The 16249-nt window shown below is 71.2% G+C and carries 12 protein-coding genes; 4 read left to right on the top strand and 8 right to left on the bottom strand.

Annotated features, from left to right (window positions below; genetic code table 11):
* Positions 1-4: 4 nt before the first annotated feature.
* Both GGR71_RS02255 and GGR71_RS02250 read right to left on the bottom strand, forming a co-directional pair.
* Positions 5-571 carry a cytochrome b gene (locus GGR71_RS02255; protein WP_160959932.1) on the bottom strand — a complete coding sequence of 189 codons (567 nt, stop codon included), beginning with the start codon at positions 569-571 and terminating at the stop codon, positions 5-7.
* Positions 568-1236 carry a YceI family protein gene (locus GGR71_RS02250; RefSeq protein WP_160959935.1) on the bottom strand — a complete coding sequence of 223 codons (669 nt, stop codon included), beginning with the start codon at positions 1234-1236 and terminating at the stop codon, positions 568-570. The genes GGR71_RS02255 and GGR71_RS02250 overlap by 4 nt, the downstream gene beginning before the upstream one ends.
* A gap of 230 nt (positions 1237-1466) precedes the next feature.
* Between GGR71_RS02250 and GGR71_RS02245 the strand changes: the two genes are divergently transcribed.
* Positions 1467-5036 carry an ATP-binding protein gene (locus tag GGR71_RS02245; protein ID WP_184451604.1) on the top strand — a complete coding sequence of 1190 codons (3570 nt, stop codon included), beginning with the start codon at positions 1467-1469 and terminating at the stop codon, positions 5034-5036.
* 111 nt (positions 5037-5147) lie between these two features.
* A complete protein-coding gene (locus tag GGR71_RS02240; RefSeq protein WP_160959937.1) occupies positions 5148-8708 on the top strand; it encodes an ATP-binding protein in 3561 nt (1186 codons plus the stop codon).
* A 107-nt stretch (positions 8709-8815) separates the two neighbouring features.
* Here the strand turns inward: GGR71_RS02240 and mdtD are convergent, their stop codons facing one another.
* From mdtD to GGR71_RS02210, 6 genes are all read right to left on the bottom strand, one after another.
* Positions 8816-10246 carry a multidrug transporter subunit MdtD gene (mdtD, locus tag GGR71_RS02235; protein WP_048490418.1) on the bottom strand — a complete coding sequence of 477 codons (1431 nt, stop codon included), beginning with the start codon at positions 10244-10246 and terminating at the stop codon, positions 8816-8818.
* A 310-nt stretch (positions 10247-10556) separates the two neighbouring features.
* Positions 10557-10943 (bottom strand): VOC family protein, encoded by a 387-nt coding sequence (locus GGR71_RS02230; RefSeq protein ID WP_160959938.1) that lies wholly within the window; start codon positions 10941-10943, stop codon positions 10557-10559.
* Positions 10944-11095: 152 nt separating this feature from the next.
* Positions 11096-12109 carry an MBL fold metallo-hydrolase gene (locus GGR71_RS02225; RefSeq protein WP_160959939.1) on the bottom strand — a complete coding sequence of 338 codons (1014 nt, stop codon included), beginning with the start codon at positions 12107-12109 and terminating at the stop codon, positions 11096-11098.
* Positions 12110-12455: 346 nt separating this feature from the next.
* A complete protein-coding gene (gene hemE, locus GGR71_RS02220; protein WP_160959940.1) occupies positions 12456-13523 on the bottom strand; it encodes a uroporphyrinogen decarboxylase in 1068 nt (355 codons plus the stop codon).
* Positions 13524-13532: 9 nt separating this feature from the next.
* Positions 13533-13787 carry a WGR domain-containing protein gene (locus GGR71_RS02215; protein WP_160959941.1) on the bottom strand — a complete coding sequence of 85 codons (255 nt, stop codon included), beginning with the start codon at positions 13785-13787 and terminating at the stop codon, positions 13533-13535.
* Positions 13788-13853: 66 nt separating this feature from the next.
* Positions 13854-14807, bottom strand: a complete 954-nt coding sequence (locus tag GGR71_RS02210; RefSeq protein ID WP_160959942.1) for a GlxA family transcriptional regulator — start codon at positions 14805-14807, stop codon at positions 13854-13856.
* 89 nt (positions 14808-14896) lie between these two features.
* On the opposite strand from GGR71_RS02210, the gene GGR71_RS02205 reads away from it, so the two are divergent.
* Positions 14897-15520: a cysteine hydrolase family protein gene (locus GGR71_RS02205; protein ID WP_160959943.1), complete on the top strand. Its 624-nt coding sequence runs from the start codon at positions 14897-14899 to the stop codon at positions 15518-15520.
* Between the two features lie 83 nt (positions 15521-15603).
* Positions 15604-15921, top strand: coding sequence for a cupin domain-containing protein (locus GGR71_RS20940; RefSeq protein WP_343160814.1), 318 nt, complete (start codon positions 15604-15606; stop codon positions 15919-15921).
* Positions 15922-16249: the final 328 nt, after the last annotated feature.

The raw sequence follows: 16249 nt of genomic DNA, 5'->3' as shown, positions 1-16249 counted from the left end.
CTCCTCAGGACTTGGGGGTGAGCCAGCCGCGCGGCAGCATCCGCGCCAGGGTGGCATCGCGTTGGAACAGGTGGTGGTAGAAGGCCGCGCCGGCATGCGCCAGGACCACCGCGATCAGCAGCCAGAAGCCCCATTCGTGCACCGCGTGCGACAGGTCGCGCAGGTGCTCGTCCGGGGCGCTGAGCTTGGGCACCGCGACCAGGCCGAACCAGCGGAACGGACGCAGGCCGCTGGCCGAGTCGTACAGCCAGCCGGACAGCGGGATGGCGAAGATCATCACGTACAGCAGCACGTGAGTGGCACCGGCGATGCGCTCCTGCCAGCCGGGCGTGCCCGGCACCGGCTTGGGCGCGCCGGCGTACAGGCGCCAGCCCAGCCGCACGATCACCAGCGCCAGCACGGTCAGACCCAGCGACTTGTGCGCAGTGTAGACCCAGAAATACTTGGGCGTCTTCGGCAGCTCGCCCATGGTCAGGCCGACCACGCCGAGCAGCAGGATCAGCGCGGCGATCAGCCAGTGCAGGGTCTGGCTGACGCTGCCCCAGCGGTCGGCGGTATTGCGTGCGCTCATGGCGTGCCGTCCTGCGCCGTCGGCGCGGTGGGGGTGTCGGTGGGCGCGGCAGGCGGAGTGCCCGGTGCCGGATCCGGCTCGGCCTTGGCGCCGCCTTCGCGGGTGGCCTCGGCCTCGATGCGCAGCTCCACCGTGCCGCCGATCACCGACGGCCAGGCGCTGATGCCGAAGTCGGCGCGCTGCAGCGTGGTGGTGGCGGAGAAGCCGGCGGTGCGGCGGAACGGCGGCAGGGGATGGCGCTTGACCGCGTTCAGCGTCACGTCCAGGGTCACCTCGCGGGTGACGCCGTGCAGGGTCAACTGCCCGATCACCTTGGCGTGCTGCGCGTCGATTGGCTCGACGCGGGTGGAGACGAACTGCGCTTCAGGGTAGTGCTCACCGTCGAGCAGGTTGTGCGCCAGCGCGGCGCGGTTCCACTTCTCGTCGCCCAGGTCCAGCCGTTGCAACGGCAACCGCGCCTGCAGCCGCGCGCTGCGCCAGTCGTCCGGGTCGAACACCAGGGTGCCGGTGCTGCCGGACACGGTGCCCAGCGCCTTGGAGAACCCGGCGTGTTCGATCGCGAACAGCACCCGCGTGTGCACCGGGTCCAGCGCGTACTGCGCCGGCGCGGCGAAGGCGGCGCCGGGCAGGCCCAGCAGGAGGGCCACGAGAGAGGGTCTGAGCATGAAGCGGGCCGCGCTGGGAGGTCGCCGGATTCTAGTCACAGTCCGGGCCGGCTGCGTACCTGCGCCGCGTAACGGTTCGTTGCACGCGGTGGCAGGTGTGATTTTTGCGGCGCCGCGGGGTATAAGAGCGCTGCCGCGGCGAGCGGCACACGGAGCGGCCGCCCTGCGCGTCCGGCCCCGGCAGTGCGCCGGTGTTCATCCGCCGACGTCCTTTGCCGGAGCCGATGTCCATGCCCCCCATCCCGCGTTCCCCACGCCCGTGGCGCCGCTGGGGGCTGCTGTGCCTGTTGGCGCTGGCCGGCCTGTGCGCCGAGGCCTGGGCCAGCGTGCCGGAACTGCCGCGCTTCCGGGTGTTCTCCAGCGAGCAAGGGCTGCCGTCCAGCGACATCTCCGCGCTGCAACTGGACGGCGACGGCTATCTGTGGATCGCCAGCGGCGATGGCCTGGCCCGCTATGACGGGCGCGAGTTCCGGGTCTGGCGCCACGATCCGGCCGATCCGGCCTCGCTGCGCTGCAACTACGTGCAGGACCTGCACATCGACGCGCGCGACCGCATCTGGGTGGCCTGCGAGGGCGGCGGCCTGAGCATGTTGGGCGCGGACCGGCGCGGGTTCCGCCACTTCAACATGGCCACGCAGCCGGCGATGCGCAGCGACGAGGTGTTCGCCATCGCCAGTCGCGGCGACGCGGTGTTCTTCGGCACCTACCGCGGCGGCCTGTACCGGCTGGGCGGCGACGGCCGGGTGCAGCGCATCCGCGCCGGCGACCCGACGGTGGACGCGCTGCTCGACAGTGCCGTGCTGACCCTGGCCTTCGACGAGGCCGGGGTATTGTGGGTGGGCACCTTCAAGGGCCTGCTGCGCTACGACGGCCAGCGCATCAGCGCCTATCGCATCGACGACGGCATGCCGGACAAGGCGCAGGTGATCACAGCGATCACCCCGCTCGGCGACGGTCTGTGGTTCAGCGGCAACACCGGCTTGTTCCGACGCGACCGCGCCGGGCGCTGGCTGCGCGCGGACTGGGTCGACGGCCTGCATCGCGCGGTCAGCGCGATCGCCGAGGATGGTGCCGGCGGTTACTGGCTCGGCAACGGCGAGGGACTGTGGCACAAGCCGGCCGACGGGCCGGCGCGGCGGGTGGACACCGGCGGTGCGGCGGTATCCGGCGCCAGCGTGGTGGAGGCGGTGTTGCGCGACCGCGAAGGCGGCCTGTGGGTACCGCTGCCGACGCGCGGCCTGGGCTACCTGCGTCCGGACTGGCGTCGCCTGGCGGTGCTGGGCACCGCACAGGGCCTGCCCGCCGATCAGTACGTCGGCCTGGCGCCGGCCCGTGCCGGCGGCGTGTGGCTGCTCGGTTCCGGCGCCAGCGTGTTCCGCCTCGACACCACCAACGGTGCGTTGAGCGCGCCGCACTGGGCCAATGGCGCGCCCAGCGGACGCATGCTGTCGGTGCTGGACGACCCGCGCGGCGCGTTGTGGATCGGTGGTAGCGGCACGCTGCTGCGCGGCCCGCTGGACGGCGGCCCCCTGCAGCGCTGGACCCGCGAAGCCGGCGAGGCCGATGCGATTCCGGACGGCACGCTCGCCTGGCTGCAACTTGATGCGCGCCAGCGGCTGTGGATCGCCGCGCCGGGCTATGGCGTGCAGGTGCGCGATGGCGATGGTCACGTGCTGCAGAACATTCCCGGCGGCCAGCACGGCCTGGCCGGCACCGACATCGCCGCGTTCGCGATGGCACCGGACGGGCTGCCGTGGGTGGCCGACGAACAGTTCCAGCACTGGGACGAGGCGGCCGGCCAGTTCCGCACGCCGCCGGAACTGGCCGGCGAGAAGGTGCAGTCGTTCGCCTTCGCCGACGCGCGTACGCTGTGGGTGCATCGCCTGTCCGGCCTGGAACTGTGGCGGCGCACCGGCACGCACTGGCAGCGCAGCCAGCGCTACGCAGTGGCCGACGGGCTGCCGGCCACCGAGTCCAGTGCGCTGGTCGCCGATCCGCAGGGGCGTGCCTGGCTGGGCATGCGCCGCGGCCTGTTCCGGGTCGATCCGCGGCGCACCCCGGCGGTGCGCGCGTTCGGCACCCGCGACGGGCTCGGCAGCCAGGAACTGGTGCGGCGCGGCCTGCTGATGACCGCCGACGGCGTGCTGGTGGCCGCCGCCGCCGACGGCAGCGTGGCGCTGCTGGACACGCAGCAGCCGGATCCGGTGCCGGTGCCGCTGGCGCTGAGCATGGAGAGCGTGCAGGTGCGGCGCGGCCCGCGCCTGCTGGCGCTGCCGACGCGCGGCGACTTCGTGCTGCGATCGGACGATCGCGACCTGCGCGTGGCGGTGCGGTTGCTGTCCTACATCGATCCGGAACACATCGTCTACCGATTCCGCCTGCCGGGCTACGACCGCGACTGGGTCAGCACCGGCGCCAGCGGCGAACGCACCCTGCCGCAACTGCCGGATGGCGCGCAGGTGCTGGAGATCCAGGCGCGCACCCGCAACGGCGCCTGGTCGCCGACGCTGCGTCTGCCGTTCCGGGTGCAGCCGCCGTGGTGGCGCAGCGTCTGGGGCATCGTCGGGCTGCTCGCCGCGGCCGGCCTGCTGCTGCTGGTGTCGCTGCGCGCCTACCGGCGCCGCCTGGGCCGCCAGCACGCCTGGGAACTGGCCTTGCACAAGCAGGAACTGGCCGAGCAGGCCTCGCTGGCCAAGACCCGCTTCCTGGCCACGCTCGGCCACGAGGTGCGCACGCCGCTGACCGGAGTGCTGGGCATGAGCGAACTGTTGCTGGCCACGCCGCTGGACCCCAAGCAGCGCGGCTATACCGAGTCGATCCGCCGCGCCGGCACCCACTTGCTGCACCTGGTCAACGATGCGCTGGATCTGGCGCGGATCGAGGCCGGGCGCCTGCGCCTGGAATCGCAGCCGTTCGCGCTGCAGGCGCTGATCGCCGAGGTGGTCAACCTGATGGCGCCGCTGGCGCAGGCGCGCGGGTTGCGCTTCGATCTGCACGACGCGATGCCCGGCCCGACCACGGTGGAAGGCGATGCGCTGCGGGTGCGGCAGATCCTGCTGAACCTGCTCGGCAACGCGATCAAGTTCACCAGCAGCGGCTCGGTGGCGCTGCGGGTGGCGCCGGCGCAGGACGGCCACGGGCTGTGCATCGAGGTGGCCGACACTGGCCCGGGCATCGGCGCCGAGCAGCAGGCGCGGCTGTTCCAGCGCTTCGAACAGGGCGACGGCCCGCGCACAGCGGTGCGCCAGGGCGGCAGTGGCCTGGGCCTGGCGATCAGCCAGGAACTGGCGATGGCGATGGGCGGGCGCATCCAGGTCGAGAGCCGGCTCGGGCACGGCGCGCGCTTCCGCGTGGGCCTGCCGCTGCGCTGGCGCCCGGCGCAGGAACCCGCGGCGGTGCCGGTGGCGGCCCCGCGGGCGCGCACCGCGCTGCGCATCCTGCTGGTCGAGGACGAACCGACCGTGGCCCAGGTGATGGTCGAACTGCTGCGCGGCCGCGGCCACCAGGTGGCCTGGGCCGCGCACGGCCTGGAGGCGCTGACCGAAGCCAGCCAGGGCAGCTTCGACATCGGCCTGCTCGACCTGGACTTGCCGGCGCTGGACGGCCTGGCGTTGGCGCGGCAGTTGCGTGCGCTGGGCTACGGCTTCCCGCTGCTGGCGGTGACCGCGCGTTCCGATGGCGAGGCCGAGGACGCCGCGCGCGCCGCGGGCTTCGCTGGATTCGTGCGCAAGCCGGTCACCGGGCAGATGCTCGAAGCCGCGATCGACGCCGTGCTGGACGGCGCGCCGCCGCCGCTCTGAGTCGATGCAGGGCCGCGGTTGCCAGCGCCGGCGCTTATCGCCGACGATGGCGCGGTGGTGCGGGACGGATGCCCGTCGGGGGAGACAGAGGCGATGCGGTCGAGACGGATCTTGGGATGGCTGCTGCTGGCGTGGACCGCGGTCGCCGGCGCGGCAGTGCCGCCGACGCCGCAGCCGCGGCAACTGACCGTGGCCGACGGCTTGCCGTCCAACAGCATCAATGGCTTCGCCGAGGACAAGCTCGGCTACCTGTGGCTGGCCAGCAGCGACGGCCTGGCGCGCTTCGACGGACGCGGCTACCGCATCTGGCGGATCGAGGACGGCCTGCACCACAACAAGATCTGGTCGGTGCACGTCGATGCGCAGAACCGGGTCTGGTTCGGCACCGACGGCGCCGGCCTGGGCATGCTCTCGGCCGACCGCCGCCAGTTCCGTTACTACGATCGCAGCACCTATCCGCAGATCGGTTCCACCACCGTGTGGGCCATCGCCTCCACGCCAGACGGCAGCGTCTGGTTCGGGACCTCCGCTGGCGGCCTGCATCAACTGCAGCCGGACGGCCGCCTGCGCCGCTTCATGCCGATCCCCGGCGACGCGCGCAGCCTGCCTTCGGCCAGCGTCACCCATCTGGCGACCACGCCCGACGGCACCTTGTGGGTGGGGACGCGCGGCGGCCTGGCACGTTGGACGGGCCGCGATTTCCAGCGGCTCGACGCCGCCGCGCTGCCGCGGCCGGAGGTGCAGGGGCTGACCCCCGAGCGCGACGAGACGCTGTGGGTCTCCACCCTGGGCGGGGTGCGCCTGCTGCGCGCCGACGCCAGCGTGGTGGAGCCGTACTGGCGCAACATGCCCGACGACAGCGTGCTGGGCATGCTGGTCCACGACCGCCACGGCACGCGCTGGTTCGACACCATGGAAGGGCTGGGCCGCGAGAGCGAGTCCGGGGTGATCCGCAACGTGCCGCTGTACAGCAATTCCGCGCATGGGCTGGTCAAGCCGAACTGGTCGCTGGCCTTCGAGGACCGCGAGGGCGGCCTGTGGTTCGCCAGCACCAATGCCGGCCTGTGGCACCTGCCGGCCAATTGGCAGCAGTTCTCGGTGCTGTCCTACCGGGTGGACGACCCGGAGTCGATGGGCAATCCGTACGTGCTCGCCACCGCCGCCTCCCGCGACGGCGGGGTGTGGCTGGCCGGCACGCGCGGGGTGCTGGACAAGCTCGACCCGGCCACCGGCGCCGTGCATCGGCACATGCGGGCGATGTTCGGCCTGGACTGGACGCGGGCGCTCGCCGAGGACCCGCAGGGCCGGCTGTGGGCGGCGGCCGCGGGGGCGGTGCTGCGCTACGATCCGGCCAGCGGCGAGGTCCGGCGCTGGGGAAAGGACGCCGGCGCCGACGCGCCGATGCTGGACCAGGTGGACCGGATCGTCTTCAGCAGCGACCGCCACATCTGGATCTTCAGCGACATCACCGGCGTGCAGGTGCGCGACCTGGATGGCCACGTGCTGCGCAACATGGCCCCGGGAAGCGCCGGCCTGCCTGCGGATCTGACCGTGCAGGAGGCGAGCCTCGGGCCGCAGGGCCAGCCTTGGCTGCTGGGGCAGCACGGCCTGCTCGCCTGGAACCCGCAGCGCGCGCGGTTCGAGCCGGTGCCCGGGGCGCCGCAACGCCCCCTGAGCGCTCTGGCGATCAGCGACGGCAACGTGGTCTGGCTGGCCAGTGTCGGCTGCTTGGAGCGCTATCTGTGGGATGGCCGCCGGCTGAGCCTGCTCGACCGCATCGACGCCGAACAGGAGTTTCCGGCGCTGGCGCCGAACGGCCTGGTGGTCGATGCCAGCGGCGTGGCCTGGCTGAGCAGCGTACGCGGGCTGATCCGGGTCGATCCGGCGAGCAGGGCGATCCGCTCCTATGGCGTGCACGATGGCCTGCCCAACCAGGAATTCCAGATCCGCACCCTGGTGCAGGCGCGCAGCGGGCAGATCCTCGGCGGCACCCCGGACGGCGTGGTGCTGTTCGAGCCGGCGCAGGTGGTGCCGTCGCGGCGGCAGCCGCCGCTGGTGATCGAGCGCATCGGCGTGCGCCGCGGTGAGCGCGGGATGGACCTGCTGCACGCCGACCGCATCGTGCTGCAGGAAGGCGACCGCGATCTGCACGTGGTCGCGCGGCTGCTGTCGTTCTCCGATACCGACGCCAACACCTACCGCTTCCGCCTCAGCGGCTACGACCCGGACTGGGTCGATGTCGGCGCCAGCGGCGAGCGGCTGTTCTCGCGGCTGCCGTCGGGCCACTACACCCTGGAGATGCAGGCGCGTACCGCCGACAAGGTGTGGTCGAACGTGGTCAGTTTGCACTTCCGCGTCCTGCCGCCGTGGTGGCGCAGCCCGTGGGGTCTGGCCGGGCTGGCGGTGCTGGCGGTGCTGGCACTGTGGCTGCTCGCCTACCTGTACCGGCGCCGCCTGCGCCGGCGCGCGGCCTGGCAGTTGGCGGTGCACAAGCAGGAGGTGGCCGAGCAGGCCTCGCTGGCCAAGACCCGCTTCCTGGCCACGCTCGGCCATGAGGTGCGCACGCCGATGACCGGGGTGCTGGGCATGAGCGAACTGCTGCTGGCCACGCCGCTGGATCCCAAGCAGCGCCGCTACACCGAATCGATCCGCGACGCCGGTTCGCATCTGCTGCGCCTGGTCAACGATGCGCTGGACCTGGCGCGGATCGAGGCCGGGCGGCTGGAACTGGAACAGCAGCCGTTCGACCTGGGCCGGTTGATCGCCGAACTGGAGGCGATGATGGGGCCGATGGCGCGCGGCCGCGGCCTTGCCTTCGCCCTGGACAACGCCATGCCGCCGCAGGTCACCGCGCGCGGCGACGCCACGCGGGTGCGGCAGATCCTGCTGAACCTGCTCAACAACGCCATCAAGTTCACCGAGCACGGCAGCGTGCAGTTGCGGGTGGCGCCGCTGCAGCCGCAGCAAGGCGTGCGCTTCGAGGTCGCCGACACCGGGCCAGGCATCAATGCCGAACAGCAGGCGCGGCTGTTCCAGCGCTTCGAGCAGGCCGACGGGCCGCGCACCGCCGCGCGCTATGGCGGCAGCGGCCTGGGCCTGGCGATCAGCCAGGAACTGGCGGTGGCAATGGGCGGGCGCATCGAACTGCGCAGCCGCCTCGGTGCCGGCACCCGCTTCATGGTTGAGCTGCCGTTGCCGTGGACGCCCGAGCCGTTGCCGCAGGCACCGCGCGACACCCGCGCGCCCGACAGTGCCGCGACGCCGCGGCGGATCCTGCTGGTCGAGGACGACCCGACCGTGGCCGAGGTGGTCGGCGGCCTGCTGCGCGCGCGCGGGCACCACGTCACCCACGCCGTGCATGCATTGGCCGCGTTGACCGAAGCGGCGGCCAGCACGTTCGACATCGCCTTGCTGGACCTGGACCTGCCCGGCCTGGATGGCCTGGCGCTGGCGCGGCAGCTGCGCGCCTTCGGCTACGGCATGCCGCTGATCGCGGTCACCGCCCGCGCCGACGCCGACGCCGAACCGCAGGCCCGCGCCGCTGGCTTCAGCGGCTTCCTGCGCAAGCCGGTGACCGGCGAGATGCTGGCGGAGGCGGTGGAAGGGAAGCCGGGACCGGGGACCCGGGACCCGGGACCCGGAGAGAGCGACGGCAAAGGCGACCGCGCGTAGGCGGTGCGTGGTGCGGTTTCGCTACAGGAACGGCTTCGCGCGTACAGCCGAAAGCGCTTCGTTCTAGGCTTTTGCGGGTCCCGGGTCCCGGGTCCCGGGTCCCGGCTTCACTCCGCCACTTCCTCTACCTGCTTCGGATGCGGCCGGGTATCGGGCAACTGCCAGAAGATCAGCGTCGAGGTCAGGGTGATCGCGCCCACGCACACGAAGGTCGCATGCAGCGCCGCGGTGGCGCCGTGGGTGTCGCCGAGGTGGGTGTTGAACGCCGCCAGCAGGCTGCCGGCGGCCGCGGCGCCGAAGCCGGTGGCCAGCATCATCACCATCGACAGCAGGCTGTTGCCGGCGCTGGCCTGGTCGCGGTCCAGGTCGCGCAGGGTCACCGTGTTCATGACGGTGAACTGCAGCGAGTTGACCGCGCCGAACAGGGCCAGTTGCAGCAGCCGCCAGCCCAGCGGCTGGCCGGCGTCGAACAGCAGGAAGCTGGCCATCGCGGTGCCGACCAGCACGGTGTTGGTCATCAGCACGCGGCGGTAGCCGAAGCGTTCCACCAGTTTCACCGCGGCGCGCTTGGAGGCCATGCCGGCCAGCGCCACCGGGATCATCATCAGCCCGGCGTTCATCGGACTCATGCCCAGGCCGACCTGCAGCAGCAGCGGGATCAGGAACGGCATGCTGCCGCTGCCCACGCGCGAGAACAGGTTGCCGAGGATGCCGATGCGGAAGCTGATGACCTTGAACAGGTGCAGCGGAAACAGCGCCGCCGGCGCATTGGCCGCGTGCAGCCAGTAGCCGATCAGCGCCGCCAGCCCGGCGATGGCCAGCAACATCACGAAGGCGTGGCGCAGGCCCAGCTCGGAGATGCCGTCCAGCGCCAGCGACAGCGCGACCATGCCGAAGGCCAGCATCGCGTAGCCGATCAGGTCGAAGCGGGTGCGTTGCTCGCCGTAGAAGTCCGGCATGATCTTCAGCGCCGCGACGAAGCCGATCGCGCCGATCGGCAGGTTGATCAGGAACACCCAGTGCCAGGACGCCACCTGCACCAGCCAGCCGCCCAGGGTCGGCCCGACCAGCGGCCCGATCAGCGCGGGGATGGCGATGAAGCTCATCGCGCTGAGGAACTGCGCGCGCGACACCGAGCGCATCACCGCCAGCCGGCCGACCGGCAGCAGCATCGCGCCGCCGATGCCCTGCAGCACGCGCGCGGCCACCAGGTAGGGCAGCCGCGGCGCCGCCGCGCACAGCAGCGAGCCGAGGGTGAACAGCACGATCGCGGCCAGGAAGGTGCGGCGGGTGCCGTAGCGGTCGGCGATCCAGCCGGAGGCGGGAATGAACATCGCCACCGCCAGCGCGTAACTGAACACCACCGACTGCATCTGCAGCGGGCTCTCGCCGAGGCTGCGCGCCATCGCCGGCAACGCGGTGTTGACGATGGTGGCATCGAGCATCTGCATGAAGATGGCCAGCGACACCAGCCACAGCAGCGGACGGAAACTGCGCGCGTTGGGAACGGCGATCGGATCGGAGGAGGGCGCGGACATCGGCATGCAGGGCGACGCGGGGGAGCAATAGGATCGCGCAGATCGCGTCGCCGTGCCGTGCAGCCGCGCTCGCGGCGCGTGCGTCATCCAGTCGGCGCTCAGCGATGACGCTGAAGGGTGGGACCCGTGACCCGGGATTCTTCCGCACGTGCAGCGGGGTTGCGACTGCACTGCGGGAGGGACTTCAGTCCCGACGGCCTTACCGGGAAAGCGCGTCGGAACTGAAGTCCCTCCCACAAGAAAATCGCCACGTTCCCATCGGGTCGCGCGATAACGCTTTTGCTCGGAACTCCGGGCTTCCCGCGTCCCGTCAGGACGCGGTGTCGGCGGCGACCGGCGGCCCGTGTAGCGCGACGCAATTGCCTTCGCAATCCTCGATTTCGGCGACCTCGCCGAAGGCGCCGACCAAGGTCGGCGGATACAGCACGCGGCCTCCGGCGGCGATCGCTTTGTCGAGCGTGGCGCGGACGTCCTGTACCGTGAAGTACAGGCGCGCACCGGCCTGGCCGGGCGTGTAGCTGTCGCCTTGGGCCAGCGCGCCGCTGGCGCCTGGGCGGCCCGGCGCGTAGGGGAAGAACGCCATGGCGTTGCCATCCACTTGCGCACGTTCGAACGTGGTATCGAACACGGCGCTGTAGAAGGCGATGGCGCGCTCCAGGTCGGCGGCCGGGATTTCGAAGTAACTGACCGGATTCATGCGCGTGGCCTGGCCGACGGGACCGCAGTGTCGCGCACACGACTCGTCGCCGCCTGCGGTAGCAGGCGGTTCAAGAGGCTGTCTTGTCTGAGCCGAAAGCCGGTCAGGACGGTCAACGCGACAGGAGGCCGGGGCATCGTCATGGCGTGTCGTCAGATTTCCATGAGGTCCTTGCCGACAACGATGTTGCCCTTGAAGTGCCGACGCACGTCCTTGGTCCACATGTCGTCGGTGATGGTCGGGTCGCCGCCCGGCACGAAGTGGTTGAGCACCAGCGTCCCCACGCCTGCTGCCGCGGCAATTCTGCCGACCTGCTCCGTCGTCGTGTGGCTCTTGAGCAGGTGGTCGAGCAGTGTGGGCGCGTTGTCGTTCGTTTTCAGCAGCTTTTCCAGGGCTGGCAGATACATGACTTCGTGCACGAGCACGTCGGCCCCTTTGGCGAAACTGGCGAGACGTTCGTCATATTGGGTGTCGCCTGAGAAGACGATGGTGCGCTCACGCGTTTCGAAGCGGTAGGCAAATGCCGGCTTGATCGTGTAGTGATCGACGAGCGTCGCGCTCACGCGTACCTGATCGTTTTCGAGCACCGTGCGCGGCGCATCGAATTCGTGGACGTTGACGAGCGGCCGGAAAGGCGGACGGCCTTCCTCGCGGGTTCGCACGTCGAGGTCGATGGCATTCATATCGACGAAATCGTCGACCATCTTCCCGATACGCGGCGGCCCATACAGATGCACCGGCGTCTGCAGCCCGCTCGCCCATGCGAGGAACACGAGGTTCAGCAGATCGGCGTTGTGATCGGAGTGGTGGTGCGTGATGAAGATGTCGCGGATAGCCGGCAGCCTGATTCCGGCTTTCGTAAGTTGCTGCGCGACGCCGTTGCCGCAATCCACGACGTATGGCTGTCCATCGACCAGCAGCACATTGGCCGGCGCCGCCCGCAACGCGGAGGGAGTGGGGCCGCCCTTGGTGCCGAGCAGGATCAGTTTCGTGCCGCGTGCGCTGCCGCCGTCGGTGTGGCCTGGGCCGCCGGAAGAAGGCGCCTTGTTGTCGGCGGACGTTCCGGCGCGCGCCTGCGTGAGCCACGGAAGCGACGCGAAACCTGCGGCGGTGACCGCCACGCGCATGAAGTCCCGGCGCGAACGGCTCAAGCGTTGTTCACTCATCCGTAGTCTCTTGGCGTTGTCGTGTTGAAGACGGGGCGCGCAGAGGCGGTGCAAACAGATGAAGCGCGCTAGCGAAGGCGTCACTGTAGCGGCGCCGTGTCTGCGCATCAAACGGCGCAGGTTCCGATACCGGCCGGCAGGGACTGAAGATCAGCAAAGCAAAACGCTGCCGCGGACCGGGTGCCGATATCGCCGCGCGTTATGATGCCAGTCGCAATCGAAGGGTCAGGCGCGGGTCGGCCTGTTCCCTCGTGCTCTTCTCGTACTTTTCCGACGGCGTGCAGATTGTTCGTCAGGTGCGCTGCGGCGTACGCCAGTCCATTTCAAGCACGCGTGACCGGCGCGCTCATGCGCGCCGGCTATGCCGCTGTACCGCCTCCACCAGCGCGCCGACGTGTTCGGGCTGCATGTCCGGCGACAGGCCGTGGCCGAGGTTGAACACATGGCCGTCCAGCGAGCCGCCGTTGCCTTCGGCATAGCTGCGCAGCACGCGCTGCACTTCGCGTTCGATTGCCTCCGGCGCGCCGTACAGCATCGCCGGGTCCAGGTTGCCCTGCAGGGCGACGCGGCCGCCGGTGCGGCGCGCGGCGTCGGCCAAGTCGATGGTCCAGTCCACGCCCACGCCTTCGGCGCCGGAGCCGGCCAGTTCCTCCAGGTAGGGCGCATTGCCCTTGCCGAACAGGATCAGCGGGGTGCGCTCGGCGCCGTCGCCGCGCGCCAGTTCGCGGGCGATGCGCTGCAGGTAGGGCAGGGAGAACTCGCGGTACATCGCCGGGCTCAGCACGCCGCCCCAGGTGTCGAACACCTGCAGCGCCTGCGCGCCGGCCGCGCGCTGTGCCGCCAGGTAGGCGATCACCGCGTCGGTGTTGACCGACAGCAGCTGGTGCAGCGCCGCCGGGTCGTTCAGCGCCAGCGCCTTGATCCGCGCGTAGTTGTCGCTGCCGCCGCCCTCGACCATGTAGCAGGCCAGGGTCCAGGGGCTGCCGGAGAAGCCGATCAGCGGCACGCTGCCGTCCAGTTCGTGACGGATCACCCGCACCGCGTCCATCACATAGCGCAGCTCGGTTTCCATGTCCGGCACGCCGAGCCGGGCGATCGCCGCGGCGTCGCGTACCGGGTGGCGGAACTTGGGGCCTTCGCCTTCGACGAAGTACAGCTCCAGGCCCATCGCATCGGGAATGGTGAGGATGTCCGAGAACAGGATCGCCGCATCCAGCGGGAACCGCGCCAGCGGCTGCAGGGTCACTTCGCAGGCCAGTTCCGGGGTCTTGGCCATGGCCAGGAAGCTGCCGGCGCGGGCGCGGGTGGCGCGGTACTCGGGCAGGTAGCGCCCGGCCTGGCGCATCAGCCACACGGGGGTCTGGTCCACGGGCTCGCGGCGCAGCGCGCGCAGCAGGCGGTCGTTCTTGAGCATGGGGATTCCTTAGCGCGGCGCGTCGGCGCCACGGGTGAACATGACCTGGAAGCCGCGCTTGAGTTGCGCGTCGCGGGCTTTCTCGAAGGCGGCGTGGGCGTCGTCCTGCTGCAGGTACAGCTCGCGCCGCAGCTGCGCGCGGCCGCCGATCTGGCCGCTTTCGCGCAACAGCTCCCAACCGCCGAGCAGGTCCGGCTGCAGGGTCAACTGGAGGTAGCGTGGCGGCTCGTTGCCGTCGGGGCGTTGCTGGAGGAAGACGCGCATGCGCCGATTGTAGCGGTTGCCGGTGGGGGTGACGTGGCGCGACCGGCGGAACGCAGCGGGCTGCCGTCAGCCGGCGCGGAAGCCACGGCGGTAGGCCGAGGGCGGCACGCCCAGGGCGCGTGCGAATTGCTGGCGCAGCGCGCCGGCGCTGCCGAAGCCGCAGGCGGCGGCGATCCGCTCCAGCGCCAGGTCGGTGCTTTCCAGCAACTGCTGGGCGCGGACCAGGCGCTGGTGCGCCAGCCACTGCACCACGGTGGTCCCGGTCACCTGGCGGAACTGCCGGGTGAAGCTGCGCCGGCTCATCCGCGCATGCGCGGCCAGCGCGTCCAGGCGCAGCGGCTGCTCCAGCCGTTGCAGCATCCAGTCCAGGGTCGGGCCGAGCAGGGCGTCGCGGCGGCTGGCCGGCAGCGGTTGTTCGACGTACTGCGCCTGCCCGCCCTGGCGGTGCGGCGCCACCACCAGGCGCCGGGCGATGCGGTTGGCGACCTCGGCGCCGTGGCGGCGTCGCACCAGGTGCAGGCAGCAATCGATGCCGGCCACGGTGCCGGCCGAGGTCAGCACGTCGCCGTCGTCCACGTACAGTACGTCCGGCTGCAGCCGCACCTGCGGGTGGCGCTGCGCGAAGCGCGCCAGCGCCGCCCAGTGGGTGGTGGCGGGACGGCCGTCGAGCAGGCCGGCGTCGGCCAGCACGAAGGTGCCCAGGCACAGACCCACCACCTGCGCGCCGCCGGCGTGGACGCGGCGCAGCGCCTGGCACAGCGCCGCCGGGGCCGGTTCGGCGGCATCGCGCCAGGACGGCACGATCACCGTGTCGGCGCCATCCAGCGCCTCCAGGCCATGCTGCACCTGGATGGCGAAGCCGGCGTCGGTGCGCAGCAGGCCCGGCTCGGCGGCGCACACGCGCAGATCGAAGGCCGGCAGGTCGGTGTCCGGCCGCGCCTCGAACACCTGGCAGGGCACCGCGAGGTGGAAGGGGCTGATGCGGTCGAAGGCGACCACGGCGATGCGATGCGGCGACATGGCCTGATTTTAGCGAAAATGGTGTTTCGGGCCACTCGTCGGCGCGGGTGCGGTTGCCGAAACTGGCTGCCCCTTCGCCGGAGTCACCCATGTCTTCTCCCCGCCGCGCTTTGCTGGTCATCGATGTCCAGAACGAGTACTTCGACGGCGCACTGCCCATCGCGCATCCGCCGGTGGCGCAGTCGCTGCCCAACATCCTGCAGGCGATGGATGCGGCACAGGCGCACGGCGTGCCGGTGCTGGTGGTGCAGCACACCGCGCCGGCGCAGTCACCGGTGTTCGCCGACGGCAGCGCCGGCTGGGCGTTGCACCCGCAGGTCGCCGCTCGGCCGCACACGCGGCTGCTGCGCAAGACCCGGCCCAGCGTGTTCGCCGACACCGACCTGGCCGCCTGGCTGCAGGCGCAGGCGATCGACACCCTCACCGTGGTCGGCTACATGACCCACAACTGCAACGCCTCCACCGTGTACGAGGCTTTCCACCGCGGGCTGGCGGTGGAAGTGCTGGGCGACGCCAGCGGCGCGCTGGCGTACGCCAACGCCGCCGGCCAGGCCAGCGCCGAAGAGATCCACCGCGTGTTCGGGGTGGTGTTCCACAGCAACTTCGCCGCGGTCGCCGACACCGCGCAGTGGATCGCAGCGGTGGAGGCGGGGCTGCCGCTGCCGCGCGCCAACGTGCTGCAGTCCAACCGCCGCGCGCGCGGCCTGGCATGAGCGGTGCGCCGCGGGTGCTGCGTGCGCGGGAGTTCACCAGCAGCCGCGCCTGAGAGACCCAACCCGAAGGGCCGCGGTTGCGCGTGCCCGTCGCTGCGTTATCGCTCGGGCGTGGACGGACGTCCACTTCCTCGCTCTTCCTTGCCACAGGCGCGCGCAACCGCGGCGCGGCATGCTCGGGGAGCGAGGGCACGCCCTACGTCTGGCACGTCAACGACGGGCAGGAGGTGGTCGTGGTGCTGGATGGGCAGGTGCAGATGCGCTGGCGCGTGCATGGCGTCGAACAGGCGGCGTTGCTGCAGGCCGGCGACGTGTTCCATGCGCCGGAAGGCACCGAGCACGTGGCGCATCCGCAGGGGCCGGCGCGGGTGCTGGTGGTGGAGCGCGACAGCAGTCCGTGAACGCTGGGACGCGCGCCTGGCCGGCAGGCGCCGCGCTGCTGCCCAGGACGTGCCGCTGTCGATGACGCGTGCACAGGGCGACGCACACCGCGCGTGACGATGTGCGTTCTATCACGGCCCCATCACTGGCGATCTGGCGTCATTGGAACAGGCTATGCCGCTGCGTGCGCACAGAGATCCTGGTGTCACGGCATGGCCATTCACCACGAGTGCGGACGCGGCCGGCATGCGAAGCCAGAGCGATGGGCGGTTCCCTGGGCAGCACCTCGATGTCGGCGCGGGACGGGATCCCGCGTCGCTTGCTGCCACCTTCAACGATGTCACGCCG

The organism is Xanthomonas sp. F1 (assembly GCF_014199855.1).
This window is presented reverse-complemented; position numbering and strand designations above follow the sequence as displayed.